Origin of the sequence: Paracoccus sp. (in: a-proteobacteria) (assembly GCF_047605025.1) — a bacterium.
Taxonomy (GTDB): domain Bacteria; phylum Pseudomonadota; class Alphaproteobacteria; order Rhodobacterales; family Rhodobacteraceae; genus Paracoccus.
In genome coordinates, this window is record NZ_JASGGO010000008.1 from 101651 (window position 1) to 123686 (window position 22036).

The following is a 22036-nucleotide window of genomic DNA, read 5'->3' on the forward strand; positions in this document are numbered from 1 at the left end:
TGAAGCGGAAGGCCCGGCGGTCAGGCCGCGCCCAGCAGGCGGGCCATCTCGGCGCGCAGTTCGGAAAGCTCGAAAGGCTTGGCGATGAAGCCGTCGGCACCCAGTTCCAGCCCCTTGCGACGCTCGACCGCCGAGCCGCGCGCGGTCATCATCAGCACGCGGATGTCGCGCAGGGCGGGATCGGCGCGCATCGCCTGGATGATCTCATAGCCCGACACATCGGGCAGCATGATGTCCAGAAGCACCAGATCGGGCCGGCGCGAGCGGATCCGTGCCAGCGCATCCGCGCCCGAGGCCAGCCGCTGATGGCTATGGCCGGCGCGCGCCAGCAGGAACTCCAGCGCGACGGCGATATTGTCCTCGTCCTCGACGATCAGGATATGGGCCATGCGTCCAACTTTGCCTTGGCGGAAAACGGCCCGCCCGGAAAGGGCGGACCGCGTGGTTTCTAGTGCGACGAGGCTTCGGACGCGCCGATCCCCGTTTCCGAGCGGACCTGCTGGGCCAGGTAGCCCGCGCGGTCGGTCCGCGCCCGCTGGCTGTTGTCCATCTTCGAGAACAGCCAGATCCCCAGGAAGGCCAGCGTCATCGAGAAGAGCGCCGGCGAGGTATAGGGGAAGGGCGCCGAGCCGACCGGGTTGCCCAGCGTCGCCTCCCAGACCGAGGGCGACAGCACCGTCAGAGCCACCGATGAGATCAGCCCCAGGAAGCCGCCGATCACCGCGCCGCGCGTGGTGCAGTCCTTCCACAGCACCGACATGAACAGCACCGGGAAGTTGGCCGAGGCGGCGACTGCGAATGCCAGCGACACCATGAAGGCGATGTTCTGGTTCTTGAAGGCGATGCCCAGCACCACGGCGATCACACCCAGCGCGATGGTCGTGATCCGCGAGACGCGCAGCTCGCTGCCCGGCGCGGGATTGCCGTTCTTGATCACCGTGGCATAAAGGTCGTGGCTGACCGCCGAGGCGCCCGACAGCGTCAGCCCGGCGACGACCGCCAGGATGGTCGCGAAGGCCACCGCCGACATGAAGCCCAGGAAGACGTTGCCGCCGACCGCATGGGCCAGATGCACGGCCGCCATGTTGCTGCCGCCGACCAGCTTGCCCTCGGCGTCCAGGAAATCGGGATTGGTCAGCACGAAGGTGATGGCGCCAAAGCCGATGATGAAGGTCAGAAGGTAGAAATAGCCGATCCAGCCAGTCGCCCACATCACCGATTTGCGCGCCTCCTTGGCGCTGGGAACGGTGAAGAAGCGCATCAGGATATGGGGCAGGCCGGCGGTGCCGAACATCAGCGCCATGCCGAAGCTGATGGCCGAGATCGGGTCCTTGATGAAGGTGCCCGGCCCCATGATCGACTGGCCGGCGACAGCCGCCTCTTCCGGGGTCTTGCCGGCGGCGGTGGCCAGACCGGCCTTGACCTTCACAGCGTCGGCGAACATCGCCTCGGGCGAAAAGCCGTAATGCCACATCACCATCAGCGCCATGAACGAGGCGCCGCCCAGCAGCAGGCATGCCTTGATGATCTGCACCCAGGTCGTTGCCGTCATGCCGCCGAACAGCACATAGATCATCATCAGCGCGCCGACGATCACCACGGCGATCCAATAGTCCAGGCCGAACAGAAGCTGGATCAGCGAGCCCGCGCCCACCATCTGCGCGATCAGGTAGAAGGCCACGACGACCAGCGTGCCCGAGGCGGCGAAAATGCGCACCGGCGCCTGGGCGAAGCGGAAGGCCGCCACGTCGGCAAAGGTGAACTTGCCCAGGTTGCGCAGGCGTTCCGCCATCAGGAAGGTCAGGATCGGCCAGCCGACCAGAAAGCCGATGGAATAGATCAACCCGTCATAGCCCGAGGTCATCACCGCCGCCGAGATGCCCAGGAACGAGGCGGCGGACATGTAGTCGCCCGCAATGGCCAGGCCGTTCTGGAAGCCGGTGATGCCGCCGCCGGCGGTGTAGAAATCGGCCGCCGACTTGGTCTTGGCCGCCGCCCATTTGGTGATGAACAGCGTCAGCACCACGAAGCCGCCGAACATCACGATGGCGGTCCAGTTGGTGGCCTGCTTGGCGCCGCCCTGAATCACGTCGGCGGCCGATGCCAGCCCCGGCGACAGGGCAAGCGCGCCAACGCCCGCCATGGTTCTGGTGATGCGGCTCATTTCAGCGCCTCCCGCTTGATCTTCTCGCTCAGCTCGTCGAATTCGCCGTTGGCCCGACGGACATAGAAGCCGGTGATCAGAATGGTGAAGATGATCACCCCGAAACCAAGCGGGATGCCCAACGTGATCGCGCCGTCGCCAAGCCGGGTGGCAAGGAATTCCTTGTCAAAGGCGATCAGCACCACATAGCCGTAATACACCACCAGCATAGCGATGGTCAGGATCCAGCCAAAGCGTGTCCTGCGCGATGTCAGAAGCTGATAATTGGGATCGGAAGCGATCCGGTCAGCCAGTGTCTTTTCCATTGTATCGTGTCCTCCACTGCCACGAACTGGGTAATTTCGACCAGACGGCATGCGGCGCGCGCGCCGTCCAAGCTGCTTTTTTCGGTGGAATCGCGGCGCGGTGGGCCATCTTCGGCCAAGCCGCCACCGCTCCGCGGGACGATCATCGCCCGCGGCCGTCACAAAGGCGGAACCCGGCGCCGCGCGGACGCCGGGACGGTATCAGTCCCGGTTCATCCGGTTTTCGATCAACTCCTCGACCACACTGGGATCGGCCAGCGTCGAGATGTCGCCCAATGCGCCGAAATCATTCTCGGCGACCTTGCGCAGGATGCGGCGCATGATCTTGCCCGAACGGGTCTTGGGTAGGCCCGGCGCCCATTGGATCAGGTCGGGCTTGGCGATGGGACCGATCTCGGTGCGGACCCATTTCTCCAGCTCGGCGCGCAGTTCGTCGCTGGGCTCGACATTCTTCATCAGCGTGACATAGGCATAGATGCCCTGCCCCTTCAGCGGATGCGGATAGCCGACCACGGCGGCCTCGGCGACCTTGGCATGGGCGACCAGGGCCGATTCCACCTCGGCCGTGCCCATGCGGTGGCCCGAGACGTTGATCACGTCATCGACCCGCCCGGTGATCCAGTAATAGCCGTCCTGGTCCCGCCGGCAGCCGTCCCCGGTGAAGTAATAGCCGGGATATTGCTGGAAATAAGTCTCCATGAAGCGTTCATGATCGCCCCAGACGGTGCGCATCTGTCCGGGCCAACTGTCGGCGATGCAAAGCACGCCCTCGACGCCGTTGCCCGCCAGCACCTCGCCGGTCTGCGGCTCAAGCACCTCGGGGCGCACGCCAAAGAAGGGCAGCGTGGCCGAGCCGGGCTTGGTCTCGATCGCGCCGGGAATCGAGGTGATCATATGCCCGCCGGTCTCGGTCTGCCAGAACGTGTCGACGATGGGACAACGGCCCTTGCCAACATGCCTGTCATACCAGATCCAGGCTTCCGGGTTGATCGGCTCGCCCACGGTGCCCAGCACGCGCAGGGTGGAAAGGTCGTGCTTCTCGACCCATTCCGGCCCCTGCCCCATCAGCGCGCGGATGGCGGTGGGGGCGGTGTAGAACTGCGTCACCTTGTGCCTGTCGCAAACCTCCCAGAAGCGGCCGGGATCGGGAAAGTTCGGCACGCCCTCGAACATCAGGGTGGTCGCGCCATTCGCCAGGGGGCCATAGACGATATAGCTGTGCCCGGTGACCCAGCCCACATCCGCCGTGCACCAGAACACGTCCCCATCCTTGTAGTCGAAGACATATTGATGCGTCATCGCGGCATAGACCAGATAGCCGCCGGTCGTGTGCACGACGCCCTTGGGCTTGCCCGTCGATCCCGAAGTGTAAAGGATGAACAGCGGATCCTCGGCCCCCATCGGGCGCGGCGGGCAATCGGGGCTGACATCCTCCATCAGCTTCAGCACGTCGATGTCGCGGCCGTCGATCCAGGTCGTCTGGTCGCCGGTATGCTTGACGACCAGGCAGCGCACCCGGTCCGAGCAATGCAGAAGCGCCGCGTCGGTGTTCGACTTCAGCGCCGTCCGCCGTCCGCCGCGCGGCGCGGTATCGGCGGTGATCACCAGCTTGGCGCCGCAATCGTTGATCCGATTGGCCAGTGCATCGGGCGAAAAGCCGGCGAAGACGATGGAATGCACCGCGCCGATCCGCGCGCAGGCCAGCATGGCATAGGCGGCTTCGGGGATCATCGGCATATAGATCACCACCCGGTCGCCGCGCGTGACGCCCTGGCTCAGCAGCACATTGGCAAAGCGGTTCACCTTGTCGGCCAACTGGGCATAGGTGATATGGCGCGCGGGGGTATCGGGGTCGTCCGCCTCCCAGATGATCGCGGTCTGGTTCGCGCGCTCGGGCAGGTGGCGGTCGATGCAGTTGACCGAGGCATTCAGCACCCCGTCCTCGAACCATTTGATCGAGACCTTGCCCATTGTGAAATCGGTGTTCTTGACCTGGCTATAGGGCTCGATCCAATCCAGCCGCTTGCCTTCCCGGCCCCAGAACCCGTCGGGATCGCGAATCGATTCCTCGTAAAGCCGGCGATATTCGACGGGACTCATCAAGGCATTTTCAAAGCCCGGCGGAATGGGATGTTTAACAATGTTTTCAACGGACATGACGGACCTCCTCTTGTCGCTGCGGGTCCCGGCCCCTCCCCGGACCCGACCACCGGCAGCCGCCGATCCAGAGCAGGTTAATATAACAGCCATGCTAAGGTAAACTATTTTTTGTATTGGAAAATTTTGTAAAGTTATTGACGGAATCTTAGGTCAATCGGTAAATTTTTGACAGGCGTATGAAAAAGCCCGGCAGGCCAAAGCCTGCCGGGAAGTGATCCACCCGCAAGAAAAAGTGACGCGGGGCCCCTGCCCTCAGTCCGGGTTGTCCATCCGCACCCGCAACGAGACCGAGCCTTTCGTGGCCGCGCTCCAGTTCACCGCGATCTGCTTCTTCGCCGCCCCGACCGAGCTTTGCAGCCAGGGCATTTCCGTGATCCGGGCGTTGGCGCCGTTGGTGATCGCCGAGGTCGCGACGACCGATTCCACGTTCTTGGCCCAGCCGTTGAAGGGCAGCGCCGCCGTGACCGGAACGATCCAGCGGTTCGAGGCCGTGCCCTGGGTAAAGCTGACATCCACCGGATTGGCGATATAGACCTGCACGCCGTTGAACATGTTGCCCTGAAACTGGATATTGCGCATCCGGGTGTAGTCCAGCGCGGCGAATGTCGTATCTACGCGGTCGATACGGTTGATCTTGTTGAAAAGCGATTTGAACACATTGCCCATGACCGAAAGGCCATGGATGAAATGCCCGGTGCCATAGGGCTTCACCACCAGCCAATTGAAACCCAGCGTGGTGTTCGAGGCCAGGAAGGTATTGCCGGTAATCGTCAGCCCTCCAAAGGAATATTCGTCGGTCACGAAATCCGGCGTCGGATCATGTTCGTTCGTCCATTCTATAGAACAGTTGTCGATGTAATTTCCGGTAATCGTGCTCTGGGCGTTGGTCTGGGTCAGGACCAGCCCGCCGAAGCGCACGCCCGCCTGCGCGGAATCGCCCTGAAACCAGTGATTGCCCTCGATGATATGGCCGCCGCCGTTCATCACCGCGAAATGACCGAAGCGGATAAAGCGGTTGTGCCGGATCTTGGTGTCGTTGTTGTTGACGTTCATCGCGATCGAGCTGCGGTTCTGCGCCAGCGCGCTCATCTCGTTCGAAAGAAACTCGCAGCGATCCACCAGCATGCCCTGACAGCCAGAGCCGATAGAGGTAATGCCACGATCCTTGGGACGGGTGAAATAACAGTCGCGGAAACAGTTCATCGTGCCGGTGCGCGCCAGCATGACCGCGCTGGCCGTGCCGTCCAGCAGAAACTCGATATCATCGAAATTGAAACGGCTTAGCTGCTCCATATCCGAGAAATCGAAGACATAGCGATAACGGGTGAAGGTATAGTTCCGCGTCCCCGCGCCGCCGTAAAGCGGCTGCGAAAGCGTCAGGCTGCCGGCGGCGACGTTCTTGGCCATGACATAGACCTCGCGCCCGACGCCATTGCCCGAGACGCGCGCGCCTACCTCGATATTGGCGATATTGGCGACGTTGCTCAGCGTGACCGACTGGCTAACGCTATAGGTCGCGGTCGAGGTGACGGTCTTGGTATTCCAGGCCGATCCCGCCACAGGGGCGATCTGACCGTTGGTGATGACGCGGCGGTTGGCGAAGCTGGTCAGGTTCGGCGCGAAGGTCGAAGCCCGCATAGGCTCGGTCAAGTGAACGCAACGCCCGCCCAGATCCAGCGAGGAATGGTCCGTGAAGCCGAACAGCGCCTGAAGCGCGCGCTTCAGCCCCTCGGTCTCGTCGCCGAAGGCGGCGGCATAGGTCGGATAATCGAACTTTCCCGTCAGCGCCAACCGGGCTGCGCGCGGCATGGTCAGCTTACCCACGAAGCGCATGGGCGCGCTCAGGCTCAGGTCCGAACCGACAAGATAGGTGCCTGCCGGAACCAGAATCTGCCGGCCCGCCGCCGCCTGGTTCGCCGCCACGAAGGCGTCGCGATCATCGGTCACGCCGTCACCGACCGCCCCGAAATCGCGCACATCGACCCAGTCCAGCATGTCGGGCACGAAGGCCGAGGTGACATCCTCGATGACAAAATTCTCGATCCTGACCGAACCGTTGTTGTCCCCCAGCAAATCCAGCCCGAAAAAACCGAAGGTGGCCTGCCGCCCCCAGGCCAGGTCCACCCCGTCGCGCCGTCCGCTGCCGACCACCGCCGCGACCTCGACCGCGTCGCCATAGGACGATATCGTGACCGTAGGCCCGACCAGCGGCACGCCCGTGACCGCCGCGCCCGAACTGGTGCCGGCATAGCCCGCGATCCGCACCTGCGGCAGGCTGCCCGCGATCACCTTGACCCGCGTGGAGATGCGCAGATAGGTGCCCGGCGTGATCGGTGTCTGGCGCTTATAGCGCAGCGATGTCACCGTATCGAGCTTCAGGATCTCAAGGCAGGTGCCGAAATGCTCGTCCGCCGGAACGATGGCAGCGTTGCCCTGCCCTTCCCAAGTCGGCGAATCCGCCGTGCCATTGGTCCGCGACCAAAGGCTCAGGCCCAGTCGAAATTCGCGCGGCATAAGCGCCTTGCTGCCAATCGCAATGGTCATTGCCAGATTACTCCCTCTACCAGTTCAGTTCCGCCCCGGCCGCTGGACAGTTGAGGTCCGGGGCCGCGTGCTCTGGTCAGGAATTTGGCAATCCGCGATTAACGTTTCATTAATACATCGCGCGCGGCAACGCCGCCGCGCGCAACGGCATATTATTATTAATTATAATCAATATATTGACTGATCAACCATGGCGCCAGCCAAGGCGCGCTCGATCAGCTTGCGGGTTTCCTCGACGCCGTAAAGCGCGATGAATCCGCCGAAGCGCGGTCCCTGGTCCGCACCCAGCAGCACCTGGTAAAGCGCCTGGAACCAGTCCTTCATCGGCTCGAACCCATGTTCGCGCCCGATGGCGAAGACCATGGTTTGCAGTGCCTCGGCATCCGCCGGCTGGTTCCAGGCCGCAAGCCGGCCCGCCAGATCCTCCAGCGCGCGGCGCTCGATCTCGGTCGGTTCGCGGAAGGTCCGGGTGGGCGCGACGAAATCGTTGAAATAGCGCACCGCGAATTCGGCGGCGGCATCCAGCGCCGGATTGGACTCGGGGCTGGCCTCGGGCGCATAGCGGCGGATAAAGCCCCACAGCCCCGCCTTGTCCTTGGCCCCGGCGACCGAGGCCAGGTTCAGCAGCATCTGGAACGGCACCACCATGTCGCTGGCCGGAACCGCCCCGCCGTGGATATGCCAGACCGGGTTCGCAAGCTGCTGATCGGGGTTCTGGTCGGGATAGGCGCGCAACTGCTGGTGATATTCGTCCACCGCCTTCGGGATCACGTCGAAATACATCCGCTTGGCGGTCTTGGGCTTCTGGAACATGAAATAGCTCAGGCTCTCGGTCGCCGCATAGGTCAGCCATTCGTCGATGGAAAGCCCGTTGCCCTTGGATTTGCTGATCTTTTGCCCGTGCTGATCCAGGAACAGCTCATAGGTGAAATGCTCGGGCTTCCTGCCGCCCAGGATCTCGCAGATGCGATCATAGATCGGCGTATTGGTGCTGTGATCCTTGCCATACATCTCGAAGTCCACGTCCAGCGCGGCCCAGCGGGCACCGAAATCGGGCTTCCATTGCAGCTTTACCTGGCCGCCCGTGACCGGCAGGGTCAGTTCCTGCCCGTCCTCGTCGTCGAAGGTGATGGTGCCATCTTTCGCATCGACATGCTTGATCGGAACGTAAAGCACCTTGCCGGTCTTGGGGCTGATCGGCAGGAAGCAGGAATAGGTCTGCTGGCGTTCCTCGCGCAGCGAGGCCAGCATCACCTCCATGATCGCGTCATAGCGTTCGGCGGCCAGAAGCAGGGTCGGATCGAACCGGCCCGACTTGTAGAACTCGGTCGCGCTGATGAACTCGTATTCGAAACCGAACGTGTCCAGGAAGCGGCGCAGCATCGCGTTGTTATGCCCGCCGAAGCTGTCATATTCGCCGAAAGGGTCCGGCACCGTGGTCAGCGGCTCTTGCAGATGCTCGCGCAGCATCTCTTGGTGGGGCACGTTCTCGGGCACCTTGCGCATGCCGTCCATATCGTCCGAGAAGCAGAAGAGCCGGGTCGGAATGTCGCTGATCATCTGGAACGCCCGCCGGATCATCGCCGTGCGCGCCACCTCGCCGAAGGTGCCGATATGGGGCAGGCCCGACGGGCCATAGCCGGTCTCGAACAGGACATAGCCCTTTTCCGGGTCCTTCTTCTCATAGCGTTTCAGCACGCGGCGGGCCTCCTCGAAGGGCCATGCCTTGGATTTCATCGCGGCGTCACGCAGGGCGGTCATTTCGGGTCTCCATCGCTAAGGGTTTCCCCGTATTGAAACCGCGGCGGATGGTCAATAATTACCCCCTGGACACCACGGAGAAATGCGATGACCGATGCCATGCCCTCATTCTCGCCCTGCGACGCGCTGGTGGCGCTGATGGTGGCCGTATCGGCCTCGGACCAAAGGCTGCGCACGGCCGAACTGGTGGCGATCGAGCGGGCGGTGAACCATACCCCGGTCTTCGCCAGCTACGACATCGACCGGGTGCGCGCGATCTCGCAGACGGTGATGTCGCTTTTCGAGGAAGAGGACGGGCTGGACGCGCTATTCGGCCTGATCCGCGAATCCCTGCCCCAGCGGCTTTACGACACCGCCTATGTGCTGGCCTGCGACGTGGCCGCCTCGGACGGGCGGCTGGGCGAGGTCGAGGCCGAGATGCTGGCCGAGATCCGCGATCAGCTTGAGATCGAGCGGCTGCATGCGGCGGCGATCGAGCTGGCCACGCGGGCGCGTCATCGCGTGCTTTGAGGCGCGGTCCTGGCGGCGCCGCCGCCGGGGTATTTGGAAAACGAAGAAGATCAGGCCGGTTCGCACCAGCCCCGGATCAGATCCTGTTGCAGGCGCTTCGCGCGCCTGGTCCAGCCGATGACGCCCTCGGGCAGTTCCTGGCCTTCGGTCGCGGCGCGGCGGGGTTCATCCGCGCCGAGGATGGCGAAGGCCAGGGGCCGGCCTTGCGGCGGGGTGGCATAGCCGGCGAGGTTCGAGACGAAATTCAGCGTGCCGGTCTTGGCCCGGACCTGGATCGCGGGATCGGGCTGCGTCTTTTCCTTCAGGGGTATCCGCTTCAGCAGCGCGGCCAGATCGCGCGAGCGGCCCGGCCCCGCCAGCAGCCGGGCAAGCGTCATCGCGGTGACGCGGTTGTCGGGGGAAAGGCCGGAATGGTCGTGAAAGGCGAATTCCGCCGCGGGGTCGAGGCCGCGCATCCAGTCCGACATGGCGGTGGTCGAGGCGGCCAAGCCGGGCGCGGCGCTGGCGGCCAGGCCCAGCACCTCGGCGGTCAGATTGGTCGAATATTCCAGCATGTCGCGCAGGATCAGGGACAGGGCCGGGCTTTGCTCCTGCGCCAGTTGCCGGCCTTCGGGGGGCTGATCGGCGATTTCGGGCGTGGGCAGGACCAGGCCCTGGGCGCGGCACAGGGTCTGGAACACGTCGCCTGCGTAAAGCTCGGGGTGACGGACGGGCAGCCAGCGCGCGCCCGGCTGGCGCAACGCGGCGCGCGCCACCGTCCAGCTTTCGCGCGCACCGCCGTCCTGATAGGCGAAAAGCGGCAAGCGGCGGTCGGTCGCGGCGGCGGTGACCGTATAGGCGCGGGGCGAGAGCTTGCCGCCCCGCGCCTCAAGCGACATTTGCCCGGCCCGCCAGCTTAGATGCACGCGGTTGAAGTTCAGGATCATGCCCGAAATGGTCGGGTTATAGGGCAGATGCTCGTCCTGGCTGGCCGAGAGCCGGTCGATACGCGGCAAGGCGCCGCCCCAGACCAGGAACCGCGTCGGCGCCGCGCCCTGCCAGCCCTGGGCCGTGGCCTTGGCAAGCCGCCCCAGCGCATCCGTGTCCAGCACCGGATCGCCGCCGCCCGCCAGGACCAGCGCCTCGCCCCGGCGCAGCACGCGGGTCTGGAAGCGATGCGCGGGACCGAGCCGGTCCAGCGCGTAAAGCGTGGTCACGAGTTTCAGCGTGCTGGCCGGCGGCAGCGGCGCATCCGCATCCCGGCTGGCGAGGACATGGCCGGTTTCCGGGTCGATCACGGCAAAGGCCACCGCGCCGCCCAGGCCGGCGGCCTGGACCTGCGCCTGGGCATCGAAGGGCGATTGCGCATATGCGGCGCGCGGCAGGGCCAGCGCCGCCATCCCGGCCAGAAGCGCGCGACGGTTCAGCATCGTCATCCCTTCCCCACCCTGATCGCGGTCGATGAGAGCTTGCTCATCGGGACGTTGATCATCGCCCAGGCCGGAGACCGGGCATCGGCGATGCGGCCCACCCGCTCCTCGGGCAGGCGGGCGCGCCACATGAGCCGCGCCGTGCGCGAGAAGCGCGCGGGCATGCGCCAGCCAGGCCGGGCAATGACGCCAAGGGGGACGCGCGCCGCGATCTGGTCCCATCGGCCCCAGCGGTCGAACTGGACCAGATTGTCGGCGCCCATCAGCCAGACGAAGCGCACTTGTGGATAAAGCCTCTGCAAGCCCGCGATGGTGTCGGCGGTGGCGCGGGTGCCGAGGCGGCTTTCCAGGTCGGTGATCCGCACGCGAGGATGGCGCATCAGCGCGCGGGCCTGGGCCATACGCCGCGCAAGCGGCGCCGGACCATGGGTCTTCAGCGGATTGCCGGGGCTGACCAGCCACCACACCTGGTCAAGTCCGAAGCGGCGCAGCGCCTCTTCGGTGATATGGACATGGCCGGCATGGGCCGGATCGAACGAGCCGCCCAAGAGGCCGATCCGCATGCCCGGCAGGGCCAGGGGCAATCCCGCGCGCATCTAGAACAGCCCCTCGATCCGGCCCTGATCGTCCAGGCCGATGCGCAGCGCGGCGGGTTCGCGCGGCAGGCCCGGCATGGTCATGATCTCGCCGCAGATCGCGACGACGAAGCCCGCGCCGGCCGCAAGCCGGACCTCGCGGAGCGGGATCGAGAAGCCCTGCGGCGCGCCCAGGGCGGCGGGATCGGCCGAGAAGGAATATTGCGTCTTGGCCATGCAGATCGGCAGCGTGCCATACCCGGCCTCTTGCCAGGCGCGAAGCTGCGCCAGCACGCCCGGCGCGGCCTCGACCCGATCCGCGCGATAGATCCGGCGGCAGATGGTCTGGATCTTGTCCCAAAGCGGCATCTCGTCGGGATAGAGCGGTTGAAAGCCCGAGGGCGCCTGGGCCTGGCGCACCACTGCCTGGGCCAGTTCCTCGGCCCCCGCGCCGCCCATGGCCCAATGCCGACAAAGCACGGCCTTGACGCCATGGCCGGCGCAATAGTCCTGAAGCGCCGCGATCTCGGCCTGGGTGTCGCTGGTGAAATGGTTGATCGCCACGACCACCGGCAAGCCATAGCCGCGCAGATTCTCGATATGGCGGCCTAGATTGGCCGCGCCGCGCCGCAGGGCGCCGACATTCTCGGCCCCCAGATCGGCGCGGGCGGTGCCGCCGTTCATCTTCAGCGCGCGCACCGTCGCCACCAGCACCACCGCGTCGGGCACCAGCCCGGCCATGCGGCATTTGATGTCGAGAAACTTCTCGGCCCCCAGATCGGCGCCGAAACCGGCCTCGGTCACGACGTAATCCGACAGCGCCAGCGCCGCGCGGGTGGCGATGACCGAATTGCAACCATGGGCGATATTGGCGAAGGGGCCGCCATGGACCAGCGCGGGGCTGTTTTCCAGCGTCTGGACCAGGTTCGGCTGCAAGGCATCGCGCAGAAGCGCCGTCATCGCCCCGGCCGCGCCAAGATCGCGGGCCGTCACCGGGGTCTTCTCGAAGCTCTGGCCGATCACGATGCGGCCCAGCCGCGCTTGCAGATCGCCAAGATCCGAGGCGAGGCACAGGATCGCCATCACCTCGGAGGCCACGGTGATGTCGAATCCGCTTTCGCGCGGATGGCCGTTCGCGCAGCCGCCAAGGCCGATCACCGTCTCGCGCAGGGCACGGTCGTTCATGTCCATGACCCGCCGCCAGGTCACGCGGCGCGGGTCGATGCGCAGGGCGTTGCCCCAGTGGATGTGATTATCGATCATCGCGGCCAGCAGGTTATGGGCACTGGTGACGGCGTGAAAATCCCCGGTGAAATGCAGGTTCATCTCTTCCATGGGGACGATCTGGGCCATGCCGCCCCCCGCCGCGCCGCCCTTCATGCCGAAATTCGGCCCCAGGCTCGCCTCACGGATGCAGATTGTGGCGCGCTTGCCGATCCGGTTCAGCGCGTCGCCCAGACCCACCGTGGTCGTGGTCTTGCCCTCGCCCGCAGGGGTCGGGTTGATTGCGGTCACGAGGATCAGCTTGCCCTGCGCCCGCCCCGAAAGCGCGGCAAGGGCCTCATGCGTGATCTTGGCCTTGTCATGGCCATAGGGCAGGATGTCCGCCTCGCCCAGCGAAAGCCCGGCGGCGATCCGGGCGATCGGCTGCTTGCGCGCCTCGCGGGCGATCTCGATATCGGACTTCATCGTTCCTCCGTTGATCGCGCCCCGCAAGCGGCATGCCCTAGCCGCGCAGCCGCCGGCGCAGGCGGCCCATCCACTCATCGCGCCGCAGCCAGAGCGCGGCGGCGACCCAGAGCGCGGTGACGACCCAGATGTCGATGGCCAGGCGCAGGACGAAGCCGGTCATGTCCTGGGGCGCCATCATGTCCAGCGCATCGCCCCAGATCGACAGCAGCACGCAGGCGATGAAGGACCACAGCCCCCCGCGCCCGATCTCGGCGAAGTCGCGGCCCAGCGTCGTGTTCGCCATCCATTCGAACAGGCGCGCCAGCGGCACCGCGACCAGCCAGCTTGCCGCCATGATCGACATCAGCCGCAGCCCGTCCAGGGACCACTTGTCGATCTCGCCATAGATCGACTTCAGGAAGGCGGCGACGGGCTTCGCGGCGGGGCCGATGCGCCAGCAGATCAGGATCGCCGCGCCAAAGGCCAGGACGCCCAGCGAGGCGGTGGTCAGCAGGGCGGAATGGCGTTTCAGCATCGGCATGACCCGGCCCCGGAAAGCGCCAAACCCGATGCCGATGAAGAAAAGAAGCTGCCAGCCGAAGGGATTGAAAAGCAGCCCTCCCGGCCTCTGGTTCGGGACCAGCGTATTCAGCGGCCCCGCGAACCACCAGACCGCGACCGAAACCGCCATGGCCAGCCAAGGCATGCGCAGCAGAAAGGGCACCGTCACCGGCACCGTGATGATCAGCACGACGTAAAGCGCCAGCACGTCCAGAAGGTTCGGCTGCATCCACATCAGCATGACCGTGCCGAGATAGCCCAGCGGGTTCTCGACCACCCAGCGGGAATACTGGAACCAGACGGCGGTGTGGTTGATCTTGAGACTGAAAAGCAGATGCGAGAACAGCGCCAGCAGCACCGCGCCCGCGACCAGCGCCAGCCAGACCTGGAAAGCGCGTTTCAGGAAACGCAGTTGCGCCCGGCGAAGACCATGCCTTTCCTCGACCTTGACCCAGACCATGCCGACCAGAAAGCCCGAAAGCAGCACGAAAAGCTCGGCCGCGTCGAAGACCACGAAATTCGCCAGGGTAATGTTGCGCAGCACGCTCAGCGGCATGTGGTCCAGCATGATGCAGACCAGCGCATAGCCGCGCAGCATGTCCAGCGCCGCGATCCGCTTCATCGGGGCAGCGCCGAGAAACGCTGGACCAGGGCGCGGTCCTCCAGCATGGCAAGCTTTTCGGCCTCTGAAAGGAAGCTCAGCGCCTCGGCCTGGGTCGCGGCATGGGCCAGCTTCGCCTCGGCCGAGATCGCGTCCAGACGCGCCGCCGCCGGGCCGCTCGGTGCCCCCGCCCGCAAAAGCGAGGCGACGCGCGCCTGCATGGCCGGATCGCCGCCCATGGTGGCGATGCCGTCGCGCGGCAGCATGGACGAGATGCGATAGTCCAGCGCGTTGGCGGCGGTCAGAATCTCGGGCGGGTTGCGCTCTTCGGGGGTCACCAGCAGGCCGTGACGCCGCGCCCAGCGGCCAAAGACCGGGCTTGCGGACCAGCGCGAGGTCATCGGCGACAGGATCAGCCCGGCCAGGATCGGCGACAGCCACACCAGTTGCCCCGGCGAGAAGAGCGCCAGCACGACAAGCGTGCCCACCCCCAGGAACATATGCAGCGCATGGCGGCGCAGCACGACGCGCCAGGGCGGCATCTGGCCGGCGCGGACCTGCGCCTCCCAACCGGAATCTCGGCCCCGGAAGATGTCATAGATCTGCCGCGTCTGGATCAGCATCTGGACCGGCGCGATCAGCGCCGACAATGTGATCTCGAACAGGGCCGAGCCAAGCAGCCTCGCCGACCCGCCCGCGTTATGCGACAAGGGCCGCAGCCAGGCCCGCGCCAGGCCGATGAATTTCGGCACCAGCAGAAAGGACATGGCCGCGATGAACAGCCACAGCATCCGCACCGGATCGAAGGTCGGCCATTCCGGGAAAAGCTGGTAGGTCTGCGGGAAATAGTCGGGCCGCGACAACAGCACGTTCGCCGACAGCGCCAGCCCCACCAGGATCATCGCCAGCCAAAGCGGCGACATCAGGAAGCCCAGGATGCCGATCACGAAATGCGCCCGCGTGACCCAGGTGAACCCGCGCGAGAAGATGATGCGCGCATGTTGCAGATTGCCCTGCGCCCAGCGGCGTTCCCGCACGGCCATGTCCAGCAGCGTGGGCGGGCTGCCCTCGAAGCTTTCGCGCAGATCGTGGTCCAGCCGGACCTTCCAGCCCGCGCGCCGCAGCAGCGCCGCCTCGACGAAATCATGGCTAAGGACGTGGCCACCAAAGGGCGGGCGGCCCGGCAGGTCCGGCAGGCCGCAGCATTGCGCGAAGGCATGGACCCGGATGATGGCGTTATGGCCCCAGAAATTGCCGCTTTCGCCGGACCAGGCCGAGACGCCGCGCGCGATGGCCGGGCCATAGACCCGGCCCGCGAACTGCGTCAGCCGGGCAAAGATCGTCTGCCCGCCGACCAGCATCGGCATGGTCTGGATCAGGCCGATGGCCGGATCGGCGCTCATCCGCGCCGACAGCGCCTTGATGGTCGAGGCGCCCACGACGCTATCGGCGTCCAGCACCACCATCTGGTCATAGCGCCCGCCCCAGCGGGTGACGAAATCGGCGACATTGCCCGCCTTGCGGCCCTTGTTGCTGCGCCGGCGCCGATACCAGATCGGCACGGGCGAGATGTCGCGCAGCCGGCTGACGGCGATCATCTCCTCGAACACCGCGCCGGGCTGGCGCGAATCCGACAGGACGAAGATCTCGGTCCGGTCGGCGATGCCCTGGCGATAGAGATCGCGCGCCAAGGCCGCCAGAAGCCCGGCGGTCGCCGCCGAATCCTCGTGATAGACCGGCATGATCACCGCGATCTTGGCCTCGTTCGGGCCTTTGGGCGTGTTCGGGCGCGCGGCCAGGAACCCCGCCACCATCGAGGTGAAGGAAAATCCGACCCAGGTGAAGGTCAGCCCGAACAGCACCAGCAGCACGGTTTGCAGGAAGGTGACATTCGCGCCGAAGGCCAGCCGCATCTGATGCCAGCCGATCCAGGCGATCAGCGCCGCGCCGCCGAAGGCGATCAGCCGCGCCAGCGCGGTGCGCGGGCTGGGCCAGCGCGCATCCGGCCCGCGCGGAGGACGGCCGCGGAAATCCTGCTCGGGCATGTCCAGCGGCGCTTCGGGCGGAGTGGCGGGACCGCCGGGCAGGCTCAGCCCAAGCGCCGCCCATTCCGATTCCTCCGAAAGCGGGGGTGCCGGCTCGGTCGAAACGGATTCCGGGGTCGGTTGATGCGTCTCGGTCACGGGGCTTACTCGCGCGTCCAGCGGGCGACCCAGGTTTCGCTGAGCGATCCCTCTGGCCCATTCAGAACCGCCGAGATGTCCGCGAGTTTCGCCCCCTCGGGAATATATTCGAAAGCCAGGCGCATCCGCCCCTGCTCGGGCAGGCGCAGCAGGTAGCTGTGCCCGATGCTGCCCGAGGACGCCTTGATCTGCGGTGCCGGATCGTCCGCGCCGAACACGTCCAGGTCATAGTCGATGACGAAGGTGCGCGCGTCGGCATTGTTGACCGACTGGCCCGACATGGTCTCGACGATGCGGGCGATGGGGGCGCTGTCCGGCGGCTCGGGGGAAAAACTCAGCATGTAGTTGAAATCGTAGCGCCGGCCCGGCTGCAACGGATCGCTGGGCTGCCAGAAGCTGACGATATTGTCGTTGAATTCGTTCTGGACCGGGATCTCGACCAGGCTGACGGTGCCCTTGCCCCAGCCGTCCTGCGGCGCGATCCAGGCCGAGGGCCGTTTCTCGTAGCGCGCTTCCGCGTCCTGATAGGCGTCGAAGCTGCGCGCGCGCTGCGCCAGGCCGAAGCCAAGCGGATTTTCGTCCATGAAGGCCGAGACCTGCAACGTCGAATGCCCCGAAAGCACGCGCCAGATGCGCTGTTCGCCGCCGTTCAGCATCTGCAATCCGTCGCTGTCATGCACGGCGGGGCGATAATCATCGACGCGGGTGCGGTCGGTCGGCCCGAACCAATACATCGAGGTCAGCGGCGCGACGCCGATATTGCGCATCTCCTGGCGGGGGAAAAGCGCGACGCGGGTGTCGAACACCGTCTCGGCGCCGGGCGTGATGCGGAATTCGAACGCCCCCGAGACCGAGCGGCTGTCCAGAAGCGCATAGATCAGCACATGGCGGTCCTGGCTGCTGGGCTTGTGGATCCAGAAGGCCCGGAACAGGGGAAACTCCTCGCCCTCGGCGGTGCCGGTGCCGACCGCGAGACCGCGCGCCGAGATGCCGTAAAGTGTGCCGCGCGCCACGGCACGGAAATAGCTCGCGCCCTGGAAGACGACGAATTCGTCCATCACATCCGGCCGGTTCAGCGGCGCGCGCAGGCGAAAGCCCGAAAAGCCCATATTGCCCAGTGTCTCGTAATCGACGCCATCGGGGAACTGACCCGGATCGAATTCGAACATATGCGCATCGAACTTGACCGGCAGGACAACGCCGTCCTCGACCAGGTTGATGTCCACCGGCTCATGGAAGATGGCGCCGGGCGGCAGCAGGTCCAGCGCGAAATCGCGGCTGCCCGCCCAGGGATCGCGGTCCCGGCGGAAGCGGATCGCGCGGTAGCGGTCGTAGGTCAGGTTCGCGAAGCTGCCGACCAGCTCCGCGTCGCGATATTTGTATTCCTGGGCGGCCATTTCCTGCGCCATCGTCACCACGTCCTCGAAACCGAAGGGCTTGGCGGCAACGGGCTGCTCGGCCGGCTCTGGCGCCGGGGCATCCTGCGCCAGAGCCGCGCCAAGGCTGGACCCCAGGGCGGTTGCCGCTGTCAGCGCCGCTCCGGCAGAGAGAACGAAATCACGACGATACATAGCTGGTCCTGTGGCTGTGCCCCGGACGGGGCCGCATTTCGGCTGCGGATTTGGCATTGCAGCACTGATCAGGCAAGTCTTTTCAAGATAAAAGCCCTGCGCCGGTTTATTCTTGACCCAGTTAACCAAAAGAACAGGGGGAACGCCATACCCGGCGCTCCCCCCTATGCATGTATCGGGCGCGGACGCGCCGCGTCAGGTCCGGCTCAGCGGTTCAACTCGCGCAGGACCTTGCCGTCGCGGCCCAGTTCGACCAGCACCCGCTCACCCTCGGGGTTCGTGGCCTGGGCCACGGTGATCGGGCCTTGCTGAAGGATCTGGCCGATATCGGTATAGCCCGCCTCGCCCAGGCTGGAACGGATTGCCTCGGGGCTGGGCGGAGGTCCGCCCGCCGCGTCGCCGGGAACGGGGCCCCCGCGATCGGGACCGCCATGCTCTTTCGGGCCACCATGCTCTTTGGGACCGCCATGCTCTTTGGGACCGCCATGCTCTTTCGGCCCCTTATGGCCGGGCTTGCCGGGGCCTTTGCCGCCGTGATCGCCCATGCCATGCATCGGCGGGCGATCCTGCTCTCCCCGCGCGAAGCGCAGCAGCGTGCCGTCCTCGGCGAAGCCCGCGCGGATGGTCTGGTCCTGCGCATCCTCGCCCGCGACCATCACGCCCCGCTCGCCGGTGAAGATGGCGTCGATTCGCCCCAGTTCGGCATAGATCGGCTGGCCGCGCACCGCCTGCGGCACCAGTTGCTGGACCAGCGCCTCGGGGATCGCGGCATCGCCCATGGCGCGCAGGCCGCGCAACTCGCCGGCCTCGTTCAGAAAGGCGGTCAGGGCGGTGCCGTCGGCCAGCCGTCCCTCGATCCGGGTGCCGTGGCGGCCGGGCCGGGCGGTGACGTTGTCCAGGCCCGCATCGCGCAGGACCTGCGGCAGTTCCGCCACGGGCGCGGCCGGGGCCGCATGCTCCTGCGCCAGGGCCGGACCGGCCAGCAGCGCCACCAGCGCCGCGATCGCGGCCGAGGATCTGAAATTTCTGCTCATCATTGCTTCCTTGCTTGGTCGAGCGGGTCTGCGGGCCGCAGGCACCGCCCCCGATACGAATCAGGATTATCCCAGACCGCACCAACCAAAGATTAACGGGCCATTGGGGTTTCGTTTGGCTTCGCAGGCATAAAAGACGGCATGCGTCGCCCCTTGCCCCCCTTGGCCCCATGGCTTGCGCTGGCCCTGCTGCCGGCGCTTGGCCTTTGGTCGGGCGGGCATGCCCAGGTCCACGGCGACACGCAGCCCGATCCCCTGCCCGAGAATTTCCAGGATTTCCAGGCGCTGGACGAGCCGGGCCATCGCATCGTTCCGCTGCGCGAAGCGGTGCGGATCGCGCATGCGCGCTTTCGCGGCCGCCTGATCGCCGCCCGGCTGAAACCCGCCCGCCCCGCCGAGCGCGCGCGCGGGATCGATCTGGTCCATGAACTGCGCCTCTTGACCCCGCGCCGCGATGTGCTGCTGATCCGGCTGGACGCGCGCTCGGGCGCGTTCCTGGAGGTCGCGGGCAGCGGCCTCGCCGAGGCGCGCGTCAGGAACGGAGACAGCGAATGAGATGCCTGATCGTCGAGGACGACCCGATCCTGTCCGGCCAGCTTGCCCAGGCCATGGCCGATGGCGGCTTTGCCTGCGACACTGCGGCGGACGGACTACGGGGCGAATTCCTGGGCGCGACCGAAAGCTTCGACCTGGCGATCCTGGACCTGGGCCTTCCCGGCCTGCCGGGGATCGAGGTGCTGACCCGCTGGCGCGAGGGCGGTGTCACCATGCCCGTCCTGATCCTGACCGCGCGGGGCGAATGGTCCGACAAGGTCGCGGGCTTTCGCGCGGGGGCCGACGATTACGCGGTCAAACCCTTTCGGCTTGAAGAGGTCGTCATCCGCGCCCAGACCCTGGTGCGCCGCGCGGCGGGCCATGCCCAGGCCGTGATCAAGGCCGGGCCTTTGCACCTGGACAGCCAGCTTGGCGTCATCACCCGCGACGGCATGGCGCTGAAGCTGACCGCGTTCGAGACCCGCATCCTTTCCTATCTCATCCACCACCAGAACCGCATCGTCAGCCGCACCGAGCTTTCGGACCACCTTTACGACAGCGCCGCCGACCGGGATTTCAAATCCATCGAGGTGGTGATCGGGCGCTTGCGCCGGAAGATCGGCGAAGGGGTCATCGAGACCCGGCGCGGCGAGGGCTATGTGCTGCGCGGCGCGGCATGAACATCCGGGGCGATTCGATCCGGGCGCGGCTGATCGCGCTTGCGGCGGTGCTGATCGGGGTGGCGCTGGTCGCGGGCTATCTGGCCATCGCGGCGATCCTGGACCGCTTCATCACGGACCGCTTCGACGCCGAGGCCGATGCGGTGGCCGATGCCCTGATCGCGGGCGCGACCATCGACGGCGCGGGACGGCTGGTGGCAGGCCCCGCCCCCGCCGACCCGCGCTTCGGCATGCCGCTTTCGGGCTGGTTCTGGCAGCTTAGCCAAGGCGGCGCGGTGGTGGCGAAATCCGAATCGCTTTTTGACAATGTGCTGAACCCGCCCGATGCCGATTTCACCGGCGGCGCAGGGCTGGGTCCGGGGGGCGAGGCGCTGCGCGTCACCCGCCATGCCTTCACCCTGCCCGATGCCGGGGCCGCGACGCTGGCCGTCACCGTGACCAGCCCCCGCGCCGAGATCGACGCCAGCCTCAAGCGGCTGCGCCGCCCTCTGGCGGTGTCGCTGGCCGTGCTGGGGCTGGCCCTGGCGGCGGCCAGCGTCGTTCAGGTGGCGGCGGGCCTCTCCAGCCTGGACCGCCTGGGCCGCGACCTGCGCGCGATCCGGGCGGGACGGGCCGATGCGCTGCCGATGCCGCATGTCCGCGAGCTTCAGCCCATCGCCGCCGAGATCAACGGCCTGCTGGAACAGAACCGGACGGTGCTGGCGCGAACGCGCGAGCATGTCGGCAACCTCGCCCACTCGCTGAAGACCCCGCTGGCGGCGCTGGACAACGCCCTGCCCCCCGACCATGCCGGCCATGCCCTGGTGGCGCGCATGGACCGCCAGATCGGCTGGCATCTGAAGCGCGCCCGCAGCGCCGGCCAATCGCGCGGTCTGGGCCATCGCACCCCCCTGTCCGAGACGCTGGGCGGTATCCTGATGGTCCTGCGCGGGCCGATCCGCGACGCGGGCCTGGCGGTAGAGCTGGACCTGCAACCCGGCCTTGCCTTCGCGGGCGAGCGCCAGGATCTGGAAGAGATGACCGGCAACCTGATCGAGAACGCGGTGAAATGGGCCGAAAGCCGCATCCACATCACGGCACGCCCCGACGGTCCCGGCCATCTGCTGTTCCAGATCCAGGACGACGGCCCCGGCATGACCGACCAGGACCACGCCCAGGCCCTGGCCCGAGGCGGCCGCCTGGACGAGACCGGCCCCCCCGGCACCGGCCTGGGGCTGGCCATCGTGGCCGATCTCGCGGCGCTGCATGGCGGGCAGTTGCGGCTGGAACGCGCGGAACTGGGCGGCCTCGCGGCCAGCCTGCGCCTGCCTGCCTGAATGCTCCACATCCGGTTCGCCGCGATATTTGACCATGCGATATGAACACGCCCGTGTTGGCCTGATCCCATAAGGACAAGCCGGCCAGGCAGATCCCGGCGACCAATAGCCGGACGCCTGCCGCCCAAGGCGTATTCGGCCAGTTTCCGCGATATCGTCCCGCCCCTGGACACGAACAAGGGCCGCATCGCGACGGACACGCCGACGCGGCGGCGAAGACCATCCTTCGCCGGAAGGCATCTATGCCCCCGTCCCTCCTTCCGCGAAGGCTCCCGCATACGCATGGGGGCCAAGGGCAAGCCCGGTCGAGATCGGCGCCACGCCCCCGACCACCTGATGGCCAAGCGACCGCACCCCTTCCGCCGGAACGCCCCCACGGGCAAGCGCGGGACCGTGACGGGCGGCGGGCCGTTGATTCTTGCCACTCCCGACCTTTCGATCACGGATCTTTTGGAGC

General features: G+C 66.4%; 17 protein-coding genes. 4 read left to right on the forward strand and 13 right to left on the reverse strand.

What is annotated here, in order from left to right; translation table 11 throughout:
• Window positions 1–20: 20 nt before the first annotated feature.
• The 6 genes from QM682_RS06755 to QM682_RS06780 all read right to left on the reverse strand — a co-directional run bounded on the left by QM682_RS06755 (window position 21) and on the right by QM682_RS06780 (window position 8934).
• Window positions 21–389: a response regulator transcription factor gene (locus QM682_RS06755; protein ID WP_415128174.1), complete on the reverse strand. Its 369-nt coding sequence runs from the start codon at window positions 387–389 to the stop codon at window positions 21–23.
• A gap of 59 nt (window positions 390–448) precedes the next feature.
• Window positions 449–2164, reverse strand: a complete 1716-nt coding sequence (locus QM682_RS06760) for a cation acetate symporter (protein WP_415128175.1) — start codon at window positions 2162–2164, stop codon at window positions 449–451.
• Window positions 2161–2469, reverse strand: coding sequence for a DUF485 domain-containing protein (locus tag QM682_RS06765; RefSeq protein WP_415128176.1), 309 nt, complete (start codon window positions 2467–2469; stop codon window positions 2161–2163). The genes QM682_RS06760 and QM682_RS06765 overlap by 4 nt, the downstream gene beginning before the upstream one ends.
• Before the next feature lie 201 nt (window positions 2470–2670).
• The gene (gene acs, locus QM682_RS06770) at window positions 2671–4569 is read right to left on the reverse strand and encodes an acetate--CoA ligase (protein WP_415128177.1); all 1899 of its coding nucleotides are present in this window, start codon (window positions 4567–4569) and stop codon (window positions 2671–2673) included.
• Between the two features lie 312 nt (window positions 4570–4881).
• A complete protein-coding gene (locus QM682_RS06775; RefSeq protein ID WP_415128178.1) occupies window positions 4882–7173 on the reverse strand; it encodes a glycosyl hydrolase family 28-related protein in 2292 nt (763 codons plus the stop codon).
• Window positions 7174–7341: 168 nt separating this feature from the next.
• Window positions 7342–8934: a lysine--tRNA ligase gene (locus QM682_RS06780; RefSeq protein WP_415128179.1), complete on the reverse strand. Its 1593-nt coding sequence runs from the start codon at window positions 8932–8934 to the stop codon at window positions 7342–7344.
• Window positions 8935–9021: 87 nt separating this feature from the next.
• On the opposite strand from QM682_RS06780, the gene QM682_RS06785 reads away from it, so the two are divergent.
• A complete protein-coding gene (locus tag QM682_RS06785) occupies window positions 9022–9444 on the forward strand; it encodes a tellurite resistance TerB family protein (RefSeq protein ID WP_415128180.1) in 423 nt (140 codons plus the stop codon).
• A gap of 50 nt (window positions 9445–9494) precedes the next feature.
• Here QM682_RS06785 and dacB read toward each other — a convergent pair whose 3' ends face one another.
• From dacB to QM682_RS06820, 7 genes are all read right to left on the reverse strand, one after another.
• On the reverse strand, window positions 9495–10853 hold the full coding sequence (dacB, locus tag QM682_RS06790; protein ID WP_415128181.1) for a D-alanyl-D-alanine carboxypeptidase/D-alanyl-D-alanine-endopeptidase: 1359 nt from the start codon (window positions 10851–10853) through the stop codon (window positions 9495–9497).
• A 2-nt stretch (window positions 10854–10855) separates the two neighbouring features.
• Window positions 10856–11449 (reverse strand): nicotinate-nucleotide adenylyltransferase, encoded by a 594-nt coding sequence (locus tag QM682_RS06795; protein WP_415128182.1) that lies wholly within the window; start codon window positions 11447–11449, stop codon window positions 10856–10858.
• On the reverse strand, window positions 11450–13117 hold the full coding sequence (locus QM682_RS06800) for a formate--tetrahydrofolate ligase (protein WP_415128183.1): 1668 nt from the start codon (window positions 13115–13117) through the stop codon (window positions 11450–11452). It abuts the gene before it with no gap.
• A gap of 37 nt (window positions 13118–13154) precedes the next feature.
• Window positions 13155–14282, reverse strand: a complete 1128-nt coding sequence (locus QM682_RS06805; protein WP_415128184.1) for an OpgC domain-containing protein — start codon at window positions 14280–14282, stop codon at window positions 13155–13157.
• Entirely contained in the window at window positions 14279–16444 is a 2166-nt protein-coding gene (mdoH, locus tag QM682_RS06810; RefSeq protein WP_415128185.1) for a glucans biosynthesis glucosyltransferase MdoH, read from the reverse strand. Before mdoH ends, QM682_RS06805 begins: the two co-directional genes overlap by 4 nt.
• A 5-nt stretch (window positions 16445–16449) precedes the next feature.
• The gene (locus QM682_RS06815) at window positions 16450–18015 is read right to left on the reverse strand and encodes a glucan biosynthesis protein (protein ID WP_415128186.1); all 1566 of its coding nucleotides are present in this window, start codon (window positions 18013–18015) and stop codon (window positions 16450–16452) included.
• Window positions 18016–18221: 206 nt separating this feature from the next.
• Entirely contained in the window at window positions 18222–19049 is an 828-nt protein-coding gene (locus QM682_RS06820; RefSeq protein ID WP_415128187.1) for a hypothetical protein, read from the reverse strand.
• Between the two features lie 141 nt (window positions 19050–19190).
• Between QM682_RS06820 and QM682_RS06825 the strand changes: the two genes are divergently transcribed.
• Genes QM682_RS06825 through QM682_RS06835 form a run of 3 tightly spaced genes read left to right on the forward strand, consistent with a single transcriptional unit; the run spans window position 19191 to window position 21579 of the window.
• Window positions 19191–19604: a PepSY domain-containing protein gene (locus tag QM682_RS06825; protein ID WP_415128188.1), complete on the forward strand. Its 414-nt coding sequence runs from the start codon at window positions 19191–19193 to the stop codon at window positions 19602–19604.
• A complete protein-coding gene (locus QM682_RS06830) occupies window positions 19601–20263 on the forward strand; it encodes a response regulator transcription factor (RefSeq protein WP_415128189.1) in 663 nt (220 codons plus the stop codon). Before QM682_RS06825 ends, QM682_RS06830 begins: the two co-directional genes overlap by 4 nt.
• Window positions 20260–21579 (forward strand): sensor histidine kinase, encoded by a 1320-nt coding sequence (locus tag QM682_RS06835; RefSeq protein ID WP_415128190.1) that lies wholly within the window; start codon window positions 20260–20262, stop codon window positions 21577–21579. Before QM682_RS06830 ends, QM682_RS06835 begins: the two co-directional genes overlap by 4 nt.
• Window positions 21580–22036 lie beyond the last annotated feature (457 nt).